Origin of the sequence: Croceicoccus estronivorus (assembly GCF_001625325.1) — a bacterium.
Lineage (GTDB): Bacteria > Pseudomonadota > Alphaproteobacteria > Sphingomonadales > Sphingomonadaceae > Caenibius > Caenibius estronivorus.
In genome coordinates, this window is sequence record NZ_JRQQ01000002.1 from 455,291 (window position 1) to 472,498 (window position 17,208).

The 17,208-nt window shown below is 58.5% G+C and carries 20 protein-coding genes and 1 tRNA gene; 9 read left to right on the forward strand and 12 right to left on the reverse strand.

Annotated features, from left to right (window positions below; translation table 11 throughout):
* Positions 1 to 11: 11 nt before the first annotated feature.
* Both MB02_RS17410 and MB02_RS05395 read right to left on the reverse strand, forming a co-directional pair.
* Entirely contained in the window at positions 12 to 209 is a 198-nt protein-coding gene (locus MB02_RS17410) for a hypothetical protein (protein ID WP_082825976.1), read from the reverse strand.
* A 118-nt stretch (positions 210 to 327) separates the two neighbouring features.
* On the reverse strand, positions 328 to 741 hold the full coding sequence (locus MB02_RS05395; protein WP_067533591.1) for an EVE domain-containing protein: 414 nt from the start codon (positions 739 to 741) through the stop codon (positions 328 to 330).
* A gap of 60 nt (positions 742 to 801) precedes the next feature.
* Between MB02_RS05395 and MB02_RS05400 the strand changes: the two genes are divergently transcribed.
* The 7 genes from MB02_RS05400 (at position 802) to MB02_RS05430 (ending at position 7,812) form a co-directional block, all read left to right on the forward strand.
* Positions 802 to 1,740, forward strand: a complete 939-nt coding sequence (locus MB02_RS05400; RefSeq protein WP_067533594.1) for an isopenicillin N synthase family dioxygenase — start codon at positions 802 to 804, stop codon at positions 1,738 to 1,740.
* A 109-nt stretch (positions 1,741 to 1,849) separates the two neighbouring features.
* Positions 1,850 to 3,505 (forward strand): putative bifunctional diguanylate cyclase/phosphodiesterase, encoded by a 1,656-nt coding sequence (locus MB02_RS05405; protein WP_156495423.1) that lies wholly within the window; start codon positions 1,850 to 1,852, stop codon positions 3,503 to 3,505.
* A gap of 55 nt (positions 3,506 to 3,560) precedes the next feature.
* On the forward strand, positions 3,561 to 4,370 hold the full coding sequence (dapF, locus tag MB02_RS05410) for a diaminopimelate epimerase (RefSeq protein WP_067533597.1): 810 nt from the start codon (positions 3,561 to 3,563) through the stop codon (positions 4,368 to 4,370).
* Positions 4,367 to 5,560 carry a tRNA (N(6)-L-threonylcarbamoyladenosine(37)-C(2))-methylthiotransferase MtaB gene (gene mtaB, locus MB02_RS05415; protein WP_067533600.1) on the forward strand — a complete coding sequence of 398 codons (1,194 nt, stop codon included), beginning with the start codon at positions 4,367 to 4,369 and terminating at the stop codon, positions 5,558 to 5,560. Before dapF ends, mtaB begins: the two co-directional genes overlap by 4 nt.
* A complete protein-coding gene (gene ftsY / locus MB02_RS05420) occupies positions 5,557 to 6,480 on the forward strand; it encodes a signal recognition particle-docking protein FtsY (protein ID WP_067533602.1) in 924 nt (307 codons plus the stop codon). Before mtaB ends, ftsY begins: the two co-directional genes overlap by 4 nt.
* Positions 6,480 to 7,130 (forward strand): inner membrane-spanning protein YciB, encoded by a 651-nt coding sequence (locus MB02_RS05425; RefSeq protein ID WP_067533605.1) that lies wholly within the window; start codon positions 6,480 to 6,482, stop codon positions 7,128 to 7,130. Before ftsY ends, MB02_RS05425 begins: the two co-directional genes overlap by 1 nt.
* A gap of 109 nt (positions 7,131 to 7,239) precedes the next feature.
* Positions 7,240 to 7,812 carry a urate hydroxylase PuuD gene (locus MB02_RS05430; protein WP_067533607.1) on the forward strand — a complete coding sequence of 191 codons (573 nt, stop codon included), beginning with the start codon at positions 7,240 to 7,242 and terminating at the stop codon, positions 7,810 to 7,812.
* 149 nt (positions 7,813 to 7,961) lie between these two features.
* Here the strand turns inward: MB02_RS05430 and MB02_RS05435 are convergent, their stop codons facing one another.
* The 10 genes from MB02_RS05435 to MB02_RS05475 all read right to left on the reverse strand — a co-directional run bounded on the left by MB02_RS05435 (position 7,962) and on the right by MB02_RS05475 (position 16,102).
* On the reverse strand, positions 7,962 to 9,809 hold the full coding sequence (locus tag MB02_RS05435) for a potassium transporter Kup (protein WP_235829441.1): 1,848 nt from the start codon (positions 9,807 to 9,809) through the stop codon (positions 7,962 to 7,964).
* A 187-nt stretch (positions 9,810 to 9,996) separates the two neighbouring features.
* Entirely contained in the window at positions 9,997 to 10,626 is a 630-nt protein-coding gene (locus MB02_RS05440; protein WP_067533610.1) for a tetratricopeptide repeat protein, read from the reverse strand.
* Complete coding sequence (locus MB02_RS05445; protein ID WP_156495435.1) at positions 10,623 to 10,964, reverse strand: cytochrome c-type biogenesis protein; 342 nt, start codon at positions 10,962 to 10,964, stop codon at positions 10,623 to 10,625. The genes MB02_RS05440 and MB02_RS05445 overlap by 4 nt, the downstream gene beginning before the upstream one ends.
* Before the next feature lie 71 nt (positions 10,965 to 11,035).
* Positions 11,036 to 11,572: a DsbE family thiol:disulfide interchange protein gene (locus tag MB02_RS05450; protein ID WP_067533616.1), complete on the reverse strand. Its 537-nt coding sequence runs from the start codon at positions 11,570 to 11,572 to the stop codon at positions 11,036 to 11,038.
* Complete coding sequence (locus tag MB02_RS05455; RefSeq protein ID WP_067533619.1) at positions 11,569 to 13,530, reverse strand: heme lyase CcmF/NrfE family subunit; 1,962 nt, start codon at positions 13,528 to 13,530, stop codon at positions 11,569 to 11,571. Before MB02_RS05455 ends, MB02_RS05450 begins: the two co-directional genes overlap by 4 nt.
* Positions 13,527 to 13,985, reverse strand: coding sequence for a cytochrome c maturation protein CcmE (gene ccmE, locus MB02_RS05460; protein ID WP_067533622.1), 459 nt, complete (start codon positions 13,983 to 13,985; stop codon positions 13,527 to 13,529). Before ccmE ends, MB02_RS05455 begins: the two co-directional genes overlap by 4 nt.
* The gene (locus MB02_RS17780; RefSeq protein ID WP_170304634.1) at positions 13,982 to 14,122 is read right to left on the reverse strand and encodes a hypothetical protein; all 141 of its coding nucleotides are present in this window, start codon (positions 14,120 to 14,122) and stop codon (positions 13,982 to 13,984) included. The genes ccmE and MB02_RS17780 overlap by 4 nt, the downstream gene beginning before the upstream one ends.
* 6 nt (positions 14,123 to 14,128) lie before the next feature.
* Positions 14,129 to 14,848: a heme ABC transporter permease CcmC gene (ccmC, locus tag MB02_RS05465; protein ID WP_067533625.1), complete on the reverse strand. Its 720-nt coding sequence runs from the start codon at positions 14,846 to 14,848 to the stop codon at positions 14,129 to 14,131.
* A gap of 69 nt (positions 14,849 to 14,917) precedes the next feature.
* Complete coding sequence (locus MB02_RS05470; protein WP_067533628.1) at positions 14,918 to 15,982, reverse strand: Glu/Leu/Phe/Val family dehydrogenase; 1,065 nt, start codon at positions 15,980 to 15,982, stop codon at positions 14,918 to 14,920.
* Between the two features lie 43 nt (positions 15,983 to 16,025).
* Positions 16,026 to 16,102 (reverse strand) — tRNA-His (locus MB02_RS05475).
* A 140-nt stretch (positions 16,103 to 16,242) separates the two neighbouring features.
* Between MB02_RS05475 and MB02_RS05480 the strand changes: the two genes are divergently transcribed.
* Together MB02_RS05480 and MB02_RS05485 are read left to right on the forward strand one after the other, a co-directional pair.
* Entirely contained in the window at positions 16,243 to 16,875 is a 633-nt protein-coding gene (locus MB02_RS05480; protein WP_067533631.1) for a prolyl hydroxylase family protein, read from the forward strand.
* Positions 16,876 to 16,878: 3 nt separating this feature from the next.
* Positions 16,879 to 17,193, forward strand: coding sequence for a TraR/DksA family transcriptional regulator (locus MB02_RS05485; RefSeq protein ID WP_067533634.1), 315 nt, complete (start codon positions 16,879 to 16,881; stop codon positions 17,191 to 17,193).
* Positions 17,194 to 17,208 lie beyond the last annotated feature (15 nt).

Consider the following 17,208-nt stretch of genomic DNA (forward strand, 5'->3'; position numbering starts at 1 on the left):
GTTGCCGATATTCAGTAAATGAAAATGATGACTGCGACGAAGCTCGCACAATACGTCATCATGAAATCCCGCAAATCGTTCAGCGAGAGACCCCGCTTACGCCTGGGGCGAGCAGCGACTGGTGTGCCTGCGCTGCGCACATGTGGTGGAAGCGACGCCAGAAACGGATGTCGGGCTGCTTCATTGGTCAGGACAAGGGAACGCCTCATATTCCCCTGACCTTAACCAAATGCTAACCATTAGGAAGCCCCGGAGCAGGCATTGTCCCCGACCGTTGCAGGATGGGACACTCCCTGCCTGATTGAACCGGAATATACCGCGCGAAAATTATTCCCCGGCCATCGAAAGTACTTCACGCCATTCTTCCGGGCGAACTTCGGCAACGGAAAGGCGGGAGAGGCGCACAAGTTCCATATCTTCCAGCGCGGGATTGGCCTTCACAGCCTTCAGCGTCACCGGTTGGGCCAGCTTGCGCACCGGCTTGACCTTTACCGCAGCCCATTTGCCTTCGGGGTCGGATGGATCGGCAATTCCTTCCACGCTGATCTCGACAATTCCGACGATTTCCTTGCCGATGTTGGAATGATAGAAAAACGCCTGATCGCCGACTTTCATCGCGCGCAAATTGTTGGCCGCACGATGGTTGCGGACACCGTCCCAGGTCCCCTCGCCTTCGGATACCAGATCATCCCAGCTATAGGCATCCGGCTCGGACTTCATAAGCCAATAGCTTTTGCTCATGCATATGCTCCCGTTTCACGATAGGGACGGGCCTTAACTCCAAACAGCGCCGACGGCCACATGACGCTCCAATCTCTCCCCATCCTCTCGCTCGCCGACGAACCGCAAGCATTTGCAAGGCGGCTGGGGGAAAGTTTTGAATGCTTCGGTTTCGCTATGGTCTGCGACCATGGGCTGGACGCGAAATTGGTTGACCGAGCATGGAATCTCACCCGGCTTTTCTTCCACCGCACGGACGAGGAAAAACGCCGCTATCACATTCCGGGCGGCGGCGGGGCCAGAGGCTATACGCCGTTCGGCACGGAGGTCGCCAAAGGAGAGAATCTCGGCGATCTCAAGGAATTCTGGCACATCGGTCGCGAACTTCCCGAAGGACACCCGCTGCTGAGCCCCTCCATGCCCGTCAATATATGGCCGGATAGGCCTGAGGGCTTCGAGACAACATTCAAAACCCTGTTTTCGGAAATGGATCGCGTGGGGCGCATCATCCTGTCGCGCATTGCCCTCCATCTGCAACTTCCGATGAACTGGTTTGAACCGGTTGCAGATATGGGTAACTCGGTGCTCCGGCTGCTGCACTATCCTCCGGTCGAGGCGGATGATCGGGGTGCGGTACGCGCCGCTGCCCATGGTGACATCAACCTGATAACTCTGCTTCTCGGGGCCGAAGAGTCAGGGCTGGAGTTACTTGGCAGAGACGGCAAATGGCTAGCGGTCGAGCCACCTGAAGGGGCGTTGGTCGTCAATGTCGGGGACATGCTCGAACGGCTGACCAATAATGTCCTGCCTTCCACCATTCATCGGGTTCGCAATCCCCAAGGCGATGCAGCACGGCGCAGCCGCTATGCGATGCCCTTCTTCCTCCACCCACGCAGCGATTTCACAATTGCCACGCTGGCCCAGTGCATCGACGCGCGGAACCCCAATCGTTATCGCGAGCCGATTACCGCCGATGCATTCCTTCAGCAACGCCTGCAGGAAATCGGTTTGAAGGGGTAGACAAAGCCGCCCTGAGATCCGGCTCCGCAATATACGTACATGCCGTCTTAACCAAAATTTCAACCCCCTGTGCGCAAACAAGTCCGGACAGACCGACAGGGGGCAATCGTTGGGAACTGCAAAACCGGATATACACCGGACGGACAACCGGCTGGAGCGAGCCGATCGCGATGTTGTCGTGCTTGGCATCGCCATTGCCGCGTGTCTGCTATTCGTGGGCATTGGCGGTTCGGCGATTTCCCAGATCGTGCGCTCATGGCTGGGCTATGGCGGGTCACCCGATCAGTTGCTGGTCAGCGCCATGTTGCTCAACATTGCACTCATTCTGTTTGGCTGGCGCCGCTACCGCGAGCTGGCGCAGGAGGTCGATGAACGACGCCGGGCAGAAACCCAGGCGAGAGAGCTCGCACAAACCGACCCTCTCACCGGTTGCCTTAACCGGCGCAGCATTTCCACCATCATGGCGAAGATGGCTGAGGAGGCCAGTCAGCAGGGTCGCGAGATCGCGGTACTCCTTTTCGATCTCGACAAGTTCAAACTCGTCAACGACCTCAACGGCCACAAGGCGGGTGATCGCCTTCTGGTGGAGGTTGCCCAACGCGTGTCCGCCATTATTCCCGGCGACGCGCGCCTCGCGCGACTGGGCGGAGACGAATTCTGCTGCTTCAGGGCATTTGATCCGAGCAATCCGGAAGATGTCGACCGCACCGCCGCCAACATCCTTGGGACAGTAGGCAAGCCCATCCGGCTTTATGGCACAATTGCTGAAGTCACGGCGTCGATTGGAATAGCGCGCACGCACAAGGGCCTGCCATTCAGCGACGAGCAGCTGATCCACGAAGCCGATATCGCAATGTATCATGCGAAAAATACCGGGCGTGATCGCTACAGCTGGTTCGACAGATCGATGGAAAGCGAATTGCGCGTTCGCAGTGAACTGGAAACCGGGATGCGCCGCGGCATCAAGGAAGGCGAATTCACACCCTATTACCAGCAGCAGATCGATCTCGACACCGGCGAACTGGTAGGGTTCGAAATGCTGGCCCGTTGGCATTCCCCGCAACTGGGAGAAATTTCACCCGAAATTTTCATCCCCATAGCCGAAGAAATCGGTGTGATCGCGGAGCTTTCCGAAGAACTGATCCAGCTAGCCCTTCAGGATGCCAAGGACTGGGATCCCGCCCTGATCCTTTCAGTCAACATTTCCCCGGTGCAATTGCGCGACCCATGGTTTGCACAGAAGCTGCTGCGAATGCTGGTCGAGGCGGGCTTTCCGCCAGAACGGCTGGAGATCGAGATTACCGAAAGTTGCCTGCACGAAGATATCAACATGGTGCGCTCCATGATCACCAGCCTCAAGAATCAGGGCATTCAGGTAAGTCTGGACGATTTCGGCACGGGCTACTCCTGCCTCGCCCAGTTGCGCTCCCTTCCCTTCGACCGCCTGAAAATCGATCGCAGCTTCGTGACCGAACTCGCCGAAGATGAAAACAACCTCAAACTGGTCGAAGCGATCGTTTCACTCGGTAACGAACTGAATTTGCCGATCACCGCCGAAGGTATTGAAAGCGAAAAGGTTCTTCAGCTCCTGCGCCGGATAGGGAAGATGAAAGGCCAGGGTTTCCTCTATGGCATGCCCCAGGATGCTCGAACGACACAGGAACTGCTTGCCAGCCGGAACCTGATCGTCAGCGACGCCAGCAAGGCCGGAGAGGTCCGTACTTCGCCGACAGTGAAGGCATCCGATCACAAAATCGTCGGCTGAAGGCATCCCGCCGCCACTGGACGTCGGAGCCGCCAGCGAATAGATGCGCTGCGCTATGCGCTTTCCTTTCATCAAGATGCACGGTCTGGGCAACGATTTCGTCGTAATCGACGGACGCGAGCTGGCTTTGCCGCCAATCGATGCCCGCATTGCGGCCGCTCTTGCCCATAGACGCACCGGGATCGGGTGCGATCAGTTGGTGTTGATCGAAAGCAGCAATTTGGCCGACTTCAAAATGCGGATATTCAATCCGGATGGCAGCGAAGTGGGGGCCTGCGGCAATGCCAGCAGGGCCGTGGCCTTGCTTCATGGCAAGCCTTGCAGGATCGAGACCGCCAGCGGTGTTATCGAAGCCCACCCTGCCGGTGATGGCATTGCGGTCAACATGGGCGTTCCCCATTTCGGATGGGATGAAATTCCCCTCGCCTATGCCATGGATACACTGTCCATGCCGGTGGGCTGGGAAGATCTGAACAATCCCGCCGCTGTCAATGTCGGCAATCCTCATGTGGTGTTCTTCGTCCCGGATACGGACGCCGTCGAACTCAACAGGCTTGGTCCGCTGATCGAAAACGATCCCCTCTTTCCCGAAAGGGTCAATGTGAATGCGGCGACCATCGCATCGCGCAATGCAATACGCCTGCGTGTATGGGAACGTGGCGCAGGTCTGACCCTCGCCTGCGGCACGGGCGCCTGCGCCACCGCAATCGCCGCAATGCGGCGCGGTCTTGTCGACCGGACGGTTGATGTCACCTTGCCGGGTGGTCCGCTGACCATCGCCTGGATGGACGATAACTCCATTATCATGACCGGTCCTGCCACGGAATCCTTCCGGGGCTCGTTCGAATGGGATCGCTTCGCATGAGCGAGCCGAAGCAGGCAGAAGTCATTTCCCTGGGATGTCGGCTCAATATCGCGGAAAGCGAAACGATTCTCTCTTTGCTTTCCGAGGAAAGCGACATTGTCGTGGTCAACAGCTGCGCCGTTACGTCAGAAGCGGTACGGCATACCCGGCAGGCTATACGCAAGGCCCGCAGGCAGCGTCCTGACGCGCGCCTGCTAGTGACAGGTTGTGCGGCAGATATTGAACGCGAACAACTTGCAGCCATGCCCGAAGTCGATGGCTTGATTCCCAATACGGCCAAGCTGGACGCGCGGGCGTGGAACGTTCCCGTTCCTGACAAAGCCCCGCGCCCACCAGCGACATCACACACGCGGGCATTTGTCGCCGTGCAGAATGGGTGCGACCATGCATGCACCTTCTGCGTCATCCCACAGGGGCGCGGACGAAGCCGATCCCTTACCGTTCCCCGGGTTTTGGCGGAGGTGGAGCAACACCTTGCCCAAGGTGCTCCGGAAATTGTCTTGACCGGTGTCGACGTCACTTCATGGGGACGTGACCTGCCTGACACCCCCTCCCTCGGGTCACTGGTGCGAGCGATTCTGGATTATTTTCCGCAATTGCAGCGATTGCGTATGTCTTCACTGGATGGGGTGGAGATAGATGACGAATTGTTCGAGCTATTCGCGGGCGAGCCGCGTATGATGCCACACATTCACCTCTCATTGCAGCACGGACACGATCTGATCCTGAAACGTATGAAACGGCGGCATACTCGCAGCGATGCTGTGCGTCTGGTGGAAGGCTTGCGAGCTCGCCGTCCCAACCTTGCCGTGGGGGCCGACCTCATTGCTGGCTTCCCTACGGAGGACGCAGCCATGCATGAAGCCAATCTTTCGATTATTGGCGAACTCGACATAGTCCACGGCCATATCTTCCCTTATTCTCCACGCCCCGGCACGCCGGCGGCCCGCATGCCCCAAGTGGACAAGGCGACGATCAAGGCACGTGCGGCGCAACTGCGACAAGAGGTCGCGCGCGTGCGTAACCGCTGGCTACAACGGCAACTGGGGCAAAATCTTAGCGTACTCGCCGAGATGGACGGTACCGGCTATGCAGAGAACTTCGCACGCGTGAAGGTACCTGACGGCACGCGCGCCGGTATGATCCTTCCTACCCAACCGACCCAACTTGATAGAGGGCTGCTGCAATGAGCGGGCAAAGCTGGACTGATCGCCTGCTAGGTGGTTTCCGCAAAACATCGGACAGGTTGTCCGGAAATCTTTCAGGCGTGGTCGGCACTGCCAAACTGGACAATGCGACGCTCGACGATGTCGAAGATGCCCTGATCCTGTCCGATCTCGGCCCGACCGCTGCCGCCCGCATTCGTGAACGCTTGGCCGAACAGCGCTTTGGGAAAGACATCGACGAACAGGGCCTCCGCGAAGCCGTTGCAGAGGAAATCGCCGCCATTCTCCGGCCTGTGGCCAAACCGCTCGAAGTCACGGCCTTTCCTCGCCCTCAGGTCGTACTGGTCATCGGAGTCAACGGAAGCGGCAAGACCACCACTATCGCCAAACTGGCGCATCTCTTCCAGGAAGAGGATTACTCCGTCATGCTTGCCGCAGGCGACACATTTCGTGCGGCGGCGATCGGTCAGTTAGCAGTCTGGGCGGAGCGGCTGGGAATAACCATCGTCAAGGGCCCCGAAGGCGGCGACCCGGCGAGCGTCGTTTTCGACGCTGTCAAACAGGCGACTGCAGAGGGCAGCGACGTACTGATTGTCGACACCGCCGGCCGCCTTCAGAACAAGACCGAACTGATGGATGAACTGGCGAAGATTCGCCGCGTGCTGGGCCGCCTCAATCCCGAAGCCCCGCACGATGTGGTACTGGTGCTTGACGCCACCAATGGCCAGAATGCACTCTCCCAGATAGAGATATTCAAGGAAGTCGCTGGAGTGACCGGGCTGATCATGACCAAGCTGGATGGCACTGCACGCGGTGGCGTGTTAGTGGCTGCGGCAGAGAAATATGCGCTACCTATTCATGCCATCGGCGTTGGTGAAACTATGGATGACTTGCGCCCCTTCGACCCGGACCTCGTCGCCAAAGTGATCACAGGGCTCGCATAATGACGACGCAAGCAAGCAAACAGAAAACGAAATCGGGCTGGCTCAACCTCCTGGTGGATTATGGCCCGCTGCTCGTCTTCTTCCTCGCCTACAAATACTATGCGCCAGATGATCGAAACGACGCGATCGGGGAAGTTTTCGCCGTAGTACGGGGCACCATTTCCTTCATGGTCGCAGCCGTTATTGCACTGGCAGTCTCCAAGTGGCGCCTGGGCAAGGTGTCACCGATGCTCTGGCTCTCTACTGCATTGATCGTAGGGTTTGGATCGCTGACAATTTTCCTGCACGATCCCTTTTATGTCCAGATCAAGCCGACGGTAATTTACCTGCTTTTCGCGGCAGCGCTTCTGATCGGATACTGGAAAGGCAAGGCCCTGCTCAAGATATTGCTCGAAGCGGCATTCGAAGGTCTCGACGACGATGGCTGGATGAAACTCTCACGCAACTGGGGTGTCTTTTTCCTGTTTCTTGCAGGACTCAATGAAACCCTACGCCTGACGCTCGATTTCGGAAGCTGGCTCGCGACCAAGCTCTGGGTGTTCATGCCCTTGTCTTTCATCTTCACATTCTCCCAAATTCCCATGCTATTGCGTCACGGACTTGGCGATCAGGGCGAAGAAGAAGCAGAGCATAGAATCCCGCCGGGGTAAAACCTGCGTAAAAAGGTGTGACAAAACCGTACCACCCCGTAATATCCCCCGGTTTCCGATCTGTACCAACAGACGGGAAGCCAACAGAATTATGTAGGGGGATGTTAGTATGGCAAAGCTTTTCGGCAATTTGCATCTTGTTTTGGCGGTGGGGCTCGTTGCTGCCATCGTAGTTATGATGGCGTTCGCGCCCACCGCGCCGGTCGATCTCAATTCGATCACGCGCTGGCTTCATTTGTTTTTCGGCGTTCTCTGGATCGGCCTGCTCTATTATCTGAACTTTGTTCAGGTGCCGAGCATGCCTACAATCCCTGATGAGCAAAAACCGGCCATCAGCAAAATCATTGCTCCGAAGGTCCTTTTCTTTTTCCGCTGGGCCGCCGCGCTCACCGTGCTCACCGGCCTGACGATCGCGCATGTCAGCGGCTATCTCGTTCCCGCCCTGACCTTCTCTGGTGAAGGCAATGTTGACCTGATCGGTGTCGGTATGTGGATGGCATTGATCATGGCGTTCAACGTCTGGTTCATCATCTGGCCTGCACAGAAGAAGATCCTTGGCATTGTCGAAGCCAGTGCTGAAGAAAAGGCAGCCGCCGCACCGCGTGCCCTGATCGCCAGCCGTCTGAATACCTTGCTGTCGATCCCCATGATGTACTGCATGGTCAGCGCTAATCTCGGCTGAGCCGGGTTCAAAAAATCGGCAACAGACAAGAAGGACGCCTCCGGCAACGGGTGGCGTCCTTTTTTGATAACCAAGCCGTGTCGGAGATGAGCCACTGATGCGATCAGTTTATCGCCTGATCTGCCCATCTTGCCCTCAGCAATCTCGATCTAAATCTCAACCTGGCTTCCCAGTTCGACCACCCGATTGGTTGGCAATCGGAAGAAGTCCATCGGCGATGCAGCGTTACGCATCATCCATGCGAAAAGCTTCTCACGCCACACCGCCATTCCGGGGTTCTTCGCAGACAGCAATGTCTGACGGGACAGGAAGAAGCTGGTGTGCATCATATCAAACGGACCACCACAGATTTCCGGCTTTTCCAGCGCGGCAGGAATATCCGTTTCCTGCATGAAACCGTAATGGAGAATCAGTCGATAGAATCCGTCGCCCAGATCATGGATCTCACACCGGTCCGTTTCGGGGATATAAGGAACGTCCGCGATATCGACGGTGAGGATAACAACCCGTTCATGCAGAACTTTGTTGTGCTTGATATTGTGCAGCAGGCCTGACGGCACACCACCAGTGCTGGATGCCATGAAAATGGCCGTTCCCGGCACTCGGACTGCGCTGCCCGCCGACTTGACGAACACTTCCATCGGCAGGCCGGACTCAGCCATACGATCGCGCATTAATTTGCGCCCACGGGCCCAGGTCGTCAGCAACGTAAACGCAAAGCCGCCTATCAGAAGGGGGAACCAGCCGCCATCAGGCACTTTGGTAAAGTTGGCCGCGAAATAGGCCCCGTCGACGAGGAAAACGACTCCGACGACCGGAACGGCGAACCACCACTTCCACTTCCAGATCGCCAGCACCACCACCGCAAGCAGGCAGGCATCAATCAGCATCGCCCCTGTAACTGCAATGCCGTAGGCAGATGCCAGGTTCGAAGAATTCTGGAACATCAGCACCAGCACGATGACTGCGACCATAAGCGCCCAGTTGATCACCGGGATATAGATTTGGCCCGCTTCGGTCTCGTTGGTGTGTCTGATCGACAGGCGCGGCACGAAACCCAATTGAATCGCTTGGTGCGTAATCGAGAAAGCTCCCGAGATCACAGCCTGACTGGCAATGAAGGTCGCACAGGTCGCCAGAATGACGAGCGGGAGACGGAATGCTTCTGATGCCAACATGAAGAACGGGTTTTGGATTGCTTCGCTTGCCGCAGCCGCGTCGAGGCTGATGATCATCGCCGCCTGTCCGAAGTAATTCAGCAGGAGGCATGGCATGACGAAACCGAACCACGACAATCTCAGCGGTCCGCGACCAAAGTGGCCCATGTCGGAATAAAGCGCTTCTGCGCCCGTCACAGCCAGCACGACTGAACCAAGCGCGAGAAATGCGAGAATGCGGTCGCTCAGGAAAAACTGCACCGCATACCAAGGGTTCAGTGCAACCAGAACACCGGGGGATTCAACGATATGGATCAAGCCCAGGATCGCAAGCACAGTGAAATAGACGCCCATGACCGGGGCAAACAGCTTGCCCACGGTATCGGTGCCGCGCTTCTGGAGAAGAAACAGCAGGACGAGCAGGACCAATGCGATCGGAACGACCAAAGGCTCCAGACTGCTTTCCACCACTGTCAGGCCTTCCACAGCGGAAAGCACTGAAATCGCCGGGGTGATCATGCTGTCGCCGTAAAATAGCGCCGTCGCAAAAACGCCCAACATCACGACCAGCCAACCATACCGGGAACGGCTGAGATGTCGTGAAATAAGAGCAACCAAGGCAAGGCTGCCTCCCTGCCCCTTGTTATCCGCCCGCATCAGGATGCCGACATACTGGATCGAGACCACCATGGTCATCGACCAGAAGATCAAGCTGACGACACCCAGAACATGGAGGTCGTCAAGCGCCAGCGGGTGCGGCCCGACAAAGGTCTCACGAAACGCGTAGAGGGGGCTGGTCCCGATATCGCCAAAGACGATACCCACCGCACCGAACGCCATTTTCGCGATATTGGATTCGCGATTATGGTTGTTCGCTTGCGGCGGCGGTGGCGGAAGCTCTTCGCCCAAAGCGGCGGAATCGGTCATCAGGATTGAAAGCCCCTGTTGCCAGTCATTCCCGCAGCCAGCCTAGCGGCAAACGGGCGTTGGCGCTTAGCAGTATGTCCGCTGCACCGCAACATGCCACCTACTCCCCTGCTATCTTGCGCATCAGTGCTTCGAGCGCGGCTACAGATTGTTCGACTTTGGCTCTTTGCGGTGCGTTTTCCGGCATTTTCCGCAGTGACTCCCGCCACAGTTCGTCCGCCTCGATCAATCGGCCAGCACGGAGCATGGCCACACCGAGGAAAAATGACGGAGCAGGATCGCTTGGATTCGCTTCACCCGCCCTGCGGAAAGCGTAAAGTGCCGCAGGGGTCAAATTCCCCTCGGCCTGTTCGACAAGGGCATTCCCCATTGCCAACCACGCCTGCGAATCATCAGGATTTTTCCTGATCGCCCCGCGGAGAATTCCCGCCGCGTTGGAAAAATCTCCTCGGCGCGCAAACCCGTCGGAAATGACGAGGAAATCGCTTTGCTGCCCGCCGCTCTCCATACTTTTCCGCATGGCGACCATCGCCGCACCATCCGTCTTGTCGGCTGCAACGGAACGCTTCGGGACACCCGCCATGCCGGGGTGCCCCTGCCAGGCATAGCCAGCAAGGCCGAGCATGAAAGCGACGCCCAGCAAAGCCCAAAGCGGACGTGGCAAACGGAACAAGAGGACGATCACACACATCGCCACTACCGCCAATGCCAATATTGGCCACCAGCTCATCCGCGCCTCCCCAGTCTGCGCCACAACAGTCCCAACGCGAGCGCCACGATAACCACCGGCAGCGCGAACAACGGCCATGTCGCACCGTCAAAGCGCGGGGCGAAACTGACATAGTCGCCATAACGCTCGACCAGCCAATCGCGAATTTCGTCGGGCGATTCCCCTGCCTCTATCCGTGTCCGCACCTGATGACGCATGTCGCCTGCCATTGGCGCATCGGAATCGGCAATTGATTGCCCCTGACACTTGAGACAGCGCAAAGTTTCCATCAATGCCTTGGCCTCAGCCTCCTTGTCCGGATCATCAAGCTGACGATAGGCATAGGGCGCCGGAGGCATCGAATCCTGTGCTGACAAAGCAGCGCCGGATAGCAATAGCGAGATGGCCAGGCACAGGGCAGAGAGCAGCCTCACGCTCCGGCCTCCCGAAGTTTTTCAAGCAGCATCGGCACATGCTCTGGACGGATGTCTCCAATGTGCTGGTACCGGATCACACCCTTGCCATCGACGATGAAGGTTTCCGGTACCCCTGACGATCCGATGCCAAGCTGCACTTCGGAAAGATTGTCCGCTCCGATCCGGCTATAGGGATTACCGTAGCGTGCGAGGAACGCCGCCACGTCCTCAGGCCGATCACGAATGGCAACACCCACGATATCGACGCCTTGCTTCTGCAATGCCTCAAGCTGAGGGGCTTCGGCAGCACACGGTATGCACCAGCTTGCCCAGATATTGAGTAATCGGGGCTTGCCGTCTTTCAGATCGACCGCCGCGACCCCAGGCCTGTCGGGGCTTGCCGCAGCCAACACGAATTGCGGCAAAGGCTTGCCAATCATGGCACTTTCGACTTCGCGCTGGGCTGGAGAGAGCAATTGCGTCCCCACGAGGGCGACAAAAAATGCGAAGAGGGCCAAAGGCAGCCAGAATTTCCATCCGCCGCGCGTCACCGACCCTGCACCTTTTCCAACTCCTCCTTACGCGCAGCGATCTTGCGGACAGCCACACGGCGACGCAGATCGACTGCTACCCGACCGAGCAGCGCCAGGAAGCCTCCCAATGCCACAAGCAGCCCCCCAAACCAGATGCAGGTGACGAAGGGCTTCCACCACAAGCGCAATTGCCAGCGGCCATCTTCCGTCTCGTCACCCAGCACCGCATAGAGCTGCCCGTTCCAGCGGGTCAGAAGCGCACTTTCCGTGGTCTGTTGCGGGGGCGCCCAAAAACTGCGCGCCTGCGGCGCAATCACGGACGATTCCGCTTTGTCGCGATAAGTCGCGCTCATACGGCCTTCAAGTGCGATCCAGTTCGGACCGGCCACGGGCTCCACACTGTCCAATGTAACTGTCCATGGGCCGACCTTGGTTGAGTCGCCAATTCTGGCGGCAGCCAGTTTCTCCACCGTCAGAGCGCTATCCGCGGCCATGCCGAACAAGGCCAGGGCCAACCCGAAGTGTGCAACCACCATTCCCCACACGGAAAGCGGCAGATGGCCCAAATTGCGGCCACGCAAGGGCAGAACGCTGGCGACGGCAAGCGGAACGGAGAGTGCCATACCAAGCCAGGGCAATAGCCCCATCGGACGCCAGAACAGCAGCACGGCGAGCAGAAGCGCAAAAATCAAACCGACGAAAATCACGGATTTGCGCACCCGGGCAAATGCATCACGGCGCCAGCGTAACAGCGGCCCAACGGCCATGACCACCAGCATCGGCACTGCGAAGATCGCACCCACCGGATTGAAATAAGGCGGGCCAACGGAGACCTTGACGCCGAACGCTTCAGTCAGGAGCGGGTAAAGCGTCCCGAGCAGAACAATGCCCAAAATGGCCGACAGCATGACATTGTTGAATACCAGCGCACCTTCACGGCTCGTGGCGGAAAAGCGTGCACCTTCGGCAATGCTACCCGCTTTCAGCGCAAACAAGGTCAATGCGCCACCGATGTAGATCGCCAACAGCACAAGGATGAAGGACCCGCGTTCGGGATCGACCGCGAAGGCGTGAACGCTGGTGAGAATGCCCGACCGGACAAGAAACGTACCGATCATCGACATGGAAAATGCGACTACCCCCAGCATGACAGTCCACGCCCGCAGTGCGTCCCGAGCCGCCAGCACGCTAGCGGAATGGAGCAAGGCAGTGCCGGCAAGCCAAGGCATGAGCGATGCATTTTCAACCGGGTCCCAGAACCACCAGCCGCCCCAGCCCAACTCGTAATAGGCCCAGTAGCTGCCTGCGGTGATACCGATCGTCAGGAATATCCATGCTCCCAATACCCAGGGCCGCATCACCCGGGCGAACGTCGGCCCGACTTCTCCGGTCAGCAGTGCACCCACCGCGAAACTGAAAGCCACCGACAACCCAACATAGCCGAGGTAGAGCGTGGGCGGATGGAAGGCGAGGCCAATGTCCTGCAACAGCGGGTTGAGCCCCATGCCTTCGGCCGCAGGCATCGGCAACCGTTCGAACGGGTTCGAGGAAAACAACAGAAAGGCATAGAAACCGAGCCCGACGAATGCCTGCGTCGCGAGCGTTGCCAACATGGTCCGTTCCGGCAGGCGCCGTTCGAGCAGCGCAATCAGTGCCCCCATACCTGCCATCACGGTAACCCATAGCAGCATGGACCCTTCATGGTTTCCCCAGGTCCCGGCCAGCTTGTAGATGAATGGTTTGGCCGAATGGGAATTGGCCACCACCAATTTTACCGACAGGTCCGTGCGAAGAAACAGCATCACGAGCGCAGCGAAAGAGACCGCCGTCAGCGCGCCCTGCATTACCGCGACCGGACGTACGAGGCGGGACAGCTCCCCTGCTCTGCCTTTCAGCGCTATTGCGCCAGCGAAGAGCTGAAGGCCCGCAAGTGCTGCCGCAAGCCAAAGGGCCGCAAGGCCGAATTCAGCGATCATTGCGTTTCCGCCACTGCAGCTCGTGCCTGAGCCTCGGTCATGTCCTTGAGTTCGCGCGGGATATAGTTTTCATCGTGTTTGGCCAGCAAGGTGTCAGCCACGAATGTCCCATCCGGCTCCAGCCGCCCTTCCGCAACGACGCCCGACCCTTCGACGAAAAGATCGGGAACAATCCCCGCGTAGCGAACCGGGATGCGCGCCTTGCCATCGCCGACGATGAAGGCAATCGTTACGCCATCCTGCATCGTCTTCAGGGAACCTTCCTCCACCATACCCCCCAGCCGGACCGCTTGCCCTGTCGGTGGCGGGGCCGCCTGCATCTCGCTGGGAACGAAGAAATAGCTCGCCTGACTGCGCAGTGCCCAGGCGGCGAGCAGCCCTGCGCCCACCAGCGCGACCAGAGCAATCACCACCAGCACCAGCCGCTGATGTTTGGGCTTGATACCCGTGTTCATCGTCTCTTGATCCTGTCACGCCGTGCTTCTGCCCGGCACATAGCCAGCCAGCTCCAACCGGCAAGCGCGAGCGTACCGATAATGCCGGTGGCATACGCCGCCACCACAAAATCCCATTGATCAAGCGCTTCGCGCATGAGGAATCAGGCCTCCATCGCCTTGCGGCGCAACCGCGCTTCTGCCTGGATGTCGGCCAGCAACATCCGCATACGCGCCAAAACGATTCCCCCAAACAGCAGCGAAAAACCGATCGTCGCCGCCAGCAGCGGCCAGAGGAAAGCCGGGTCGATAGCCGACTTCCCAATCGTGATGCTGGGGGGCTGGTGCAGACTGTTCCACCACACCACCGAACGGTTGATGATCGGGACATTCACCGCGCCGACCAGCCCGAAAATCGCCGGAATTCGGCTGGATGCCCCGTCGCGTTCGACCGCGCCCGCCAAGGCGATATAAGCAAAATAGAGGAACAGCAGGACGAGAAAGCTCGTCAACCGCCCGTCCCAGACCCACCATGTCCCCCAGGTCGGTCTTGCCCAGATCGAACCCGTAAGCAGGCAAATGGCAGTAAAGCCTGCCCCTGGAACAGCGGCCGCCCGCGCTGCGACTGTCGCCAGCGGATGACGCCAGACCAGTTCCACCAGACTGGCGATGGCAATCGCCGTCCATCCTCCCATGCCCAGCCAGGCAGCGGGAACGTGGATAAAGAGGATACGCACGGTATCTCCCATCAATCGATCAGGAGGCACGGCAAACAGGCCCCAGGCCAAGGCAATCGCAGCAACGACCAGACCACTGCCCAGCAACAGCGGGGTGAGCCAGCGCGCGAGCTTCAGGAAGCGTGTGGGATTGGCAAAACCATGCATGATGACAACCTGGGTCGGGACACGCTTTGGCAGGGTCGCGCGGGATTCACAAGGGCGACTGAAGCCCCTTTATCCGCGGCCGATCAGGTTACGCGCCATGCGGTCGGCCACGACATCCGGACTCTCGCCGGAAACCTCGCATTCCTGCCAGATCGCGTGCAGACGAGCGGGTATTTCATCAATCTTGCGATAGACTTCCGCCGTACCGGACTGTTCCCCTGTGCGGCGAGCGATATATTCCATCGTAACGTTGATGATCCCGCCTGCATTGATGACATAGTCCGGCGCATAGAGGATACCCCGCTTGGCCAGTGCAGGCCCATGTTCCGGCCGGGCAAGCTGGTTATTCGCACCCCCTGCAACAATCGGGGCGTTGAGGGATTCAATTCCCGATTCGTCGAGAATCGCCCCCAGCGCATTCGGGCTGAACACATCACAGGCCACATGCATGATCGCATCAGATGGAACCACATCCGCCCCGAGTTCGTTTGCGAGCGCAGCAGCTTTCGCTTCGTCGATGTCTGCCAGCGTAAGTTGCGCACCTTCAGCCGCCAGCAACCGTGCGACACCGCCACCGACACTCCCCGTGCCCTGGATCGCAACATGAACTCCGCTCACATCGGCACGACCCAACTTGTGCGATACCGCCGCCTTTATGCCCAGGAAAATGCCTTTCGCCGTAAAAGGCCCCGGATCCCCACCCGCGTGACCTTCAGGCACCGGCAAGCCTGAGACATGTTTGGTGCGCTCAGCAATCGCGGCCATGTCTGCCTCAGCCATTCCGACATCTTCCGCTGTAACGTATCGCCCGCCCAGCGCCTCGATCGCATCCCCGAAGACCGCGAGCATCTCAGGTGTCTTGCGCCGCTCCGGTCCGGCTAGGATTACGGCCTTGGCTCCGCCAGCGGGTAGCCCGGCCATCGCATTTTTGTAGCTCATGCCCTTGGAGAGACGCAACGCATCCTTCATCGCATCGGCCGGATCCGCGTAATGCCAAAAACGCGTACCCCCGCCCCCCGGCCCGAGATGAGTCGAATGTATTGCAAAGATGGCAGTCAGCCCGCTGGCACGATCATGCACCAGTTGAACAAGCTCGTGATCGTCGAAATCCGGCTCGGTCCAGAAGGCGGCCATATCATCCCTTCAGGGCCTGAAACGCTTGCAAGGAAGCGGGAAATGGGGCGACCGATGGGGTTCGAACCCACGACCTCCGGTACCACAAACCGGCGCTCTAACCAACTGAGCTACGATCGCCATAACGCGCATGCCGATCCTGAAAGATCGGCTTCGGGGGCGAGCCTCTGGCATAGAGCGCGAACTTTTGGAAGAGAAAACTGAGCAACGACCCAATCGAATGATTTGCACACCACCGCAGCCGCGTTATCCCTGCCGTGATGAACTCGCCTGGCGACACCTCTACAGACCGCTTGCTCGTCTGGCCGGGCATCAGGCGCACGCCTACGGCTTTGCTTGAACTGTTCCACGTCCGTGGATTTCTGAATGCAGAACAGTGTGGCGACCTGATTGCGCTGATCGACAAGCGACGACGTCCGTCCACCATCGCCGATCCCAACGGAGACGCCTATTTCCGTACCAGCGAGACTTGCGATCTCGATCCGGATGAACCTGCCGTAAGGGAACTCGAAAAACGTCTTAATGCCCTCAATGGAATAGATCCGGCATATGGGGAGCCCCTTCAGGGTCAACGATATGAAAAGGGGCAGGAATTCAAGGCTCACACCGACTATTTTGAGCCCGGCGGTGCGGATTTCGACCGCTACTGCGCGATTTCAGGGCAACGCACCTGGACAGCCATGATCTATCTCAATGAACCCGATGCCGGAGGTGGCACAAGATTCAGAGAGATCGGCAAGATTTTCCAGCCGGAGACGGGAAAGTTGCTCTCATGGAACAATCGCCTGCCGGACGGTCGGGTCAATTCTGCCACGCTCCATCATGGAATGAAGGTGCGAAAGGGCGTCAAATACGTCATCACGAAATGGTATCGAGAGAGAATGTGGAGCTGAAAGATGAGCGACTATCAGGAACTGGAAAAAACTCTTCGCGGCAGGCTGGCTGAGCTGGTCGGACGGGCTGAAGTGATTGAAGATGACCTCCGCCACCCACTCGATGCCGATTGGGAAGAGCAGGCAATTGATCTCGAAGATGATGAAGCGCTGACCGGTGTTGATGAAGTGCTGCGCCGGGAAATCCAGCAGGTGAGGCTGGCACTCCTGCGCATCAGCAATGGAACCTATGGGACGTGCGCGAAATGCGGTGCGGACATCGGTGAGGATCGGCTGAAAGCGCTGCCCACGGCAACCCGGTGCATCGCCTGCGCCTGACGGCTACACCTCAAC

Excerpts from the sequence above, each read along its gene's own strand:
- mtaB (WP_067533600.1), top strand. The coding sequence starts at position 4,367 with ATGAGCGAGCCGAAGCAGGCAGAAGTCATTTCCCTGGGATGTCGGCTC.
- MB02_RS17780 (WP_170304634.1), bottom strand. The coding sequence starts at position 14,122 with ATGCGCGAAGCGCTTGATCAATGGGATTTTGTGGTGGCGGCGTATGCC.
- MB02_RS05430 (WP_067533607.1), top strand. The coding sequence starts at position 7,240 with ATGGCAAAGCTTTTCGGCAATTTGCATCTTGTTTTGGCGGTGGGGCTC.
- MB02_RS05480 (WP_067533631.1), top strand. The coding sequence starts at position 16,243 with ATGAACTCGCCTGGCGACACCTCTACAGACCGCTTGCTCGTCTGGCCG.
- MB02_RS05400 (WP_067533594.1), top strand. The coding sequence starts at position 802 with ATGACGCTCCAATCTCTCCCCATCCTCTCGCTCGCCGACGAACCGCAA.
- MB02_RS05445 (WP_156495435.1), bottom strand. The coding sequence starts at position 10,964 with ATGCCTCCGGCGCCCTATGCCTATCGTCAGCTTGATGATCCGGACAAG.
- MB02_RS05435 (WP_235829441.1), bottom strand. The coding sequence starts at position 9,809 with ATGGCGTTCGGTGCGGTGGGTATCGTCTTTGGCGATATCGGGACCAGC.
- MB02_RS05395 (WP_067533591.1), bottom strand. The coding sequence starts at position 741 with ATGAGCAAAAGCTATTGGCTTATGAAGTCCGAGCCGGATGCCTATAGC.
- ccmC (WP_067533625.1), bottom strand. The coding sequence starts at position 14,848 with ATGCATGGTTTTGCCAATCCCACACGCTTCCTGAAGCTCGCGCGCTGG.
- ftsY (WP_067533602.1), top strand. The coding sequence starts at position 5,557 with ATGAGCGGGCAAAGCTGGACTGATCGCCTGCTAGGTGGTTTCCGCAAA.
- MB02_RS17410 (WP_082825976.1), bottom strand. The coding sequence starts at position 209 with ATGAGGCGTTCCCTTGTCCTGACCAATGAAGCAGCCCGACATCCGTTT.
- MB02_RS05455 (WP_067533619.1), bottom strand. The coding sequence starts at position 13,530 with ATGATCGCTGAATTCGGCCTTGCGGCCCTTTGGCTTGCGGCAGCACTT.
- MB02_RS05425 (WP_067533605.1), top strand. The coding sequence starts at position 6,480 with ATGACGACGCAAGCAAGCAAACAGAAAACGAAATCGGGCTGGCTCAAC.
- MB02_RS05485 (WP_067533634.1), top strand. The coding sequence starts at position 16,879 with ATGAGCGACTATCAGGAACTGGAAAAAACTCTTCGCGGCAGGCTGGCT.
- ccmE (WP_067533622.1), bottom strand. The coding sequence starts at position 13,985 with ATGAACACGGGTATCAAGCCCAAACATCAGCGGCTGGTGCTGGTGGTG.
- MB02_RS05470 (WP_067533628.1), bottom strand. The coding sequence starts at position 15,982 with ATGGCCGCCTTCTGGACCGAGCCGGATTTCGACGATCACGAGCTTGTT.
- MB02_RS05440 (WP_067533610.1), bottom strand. The coding sequence starts at position 10,626 with ATGAGCTGGTGGCCAATATTGGCATTGGCGGTAGTGGCGATGTGTGTG.
- dapF (WP_067533597.1), top strand. The coding sequence starts at position 3,561 with ATGCGCTTTCCTTTCATCAAGATGCACGGTCTGGGCAACGATTTCGTC.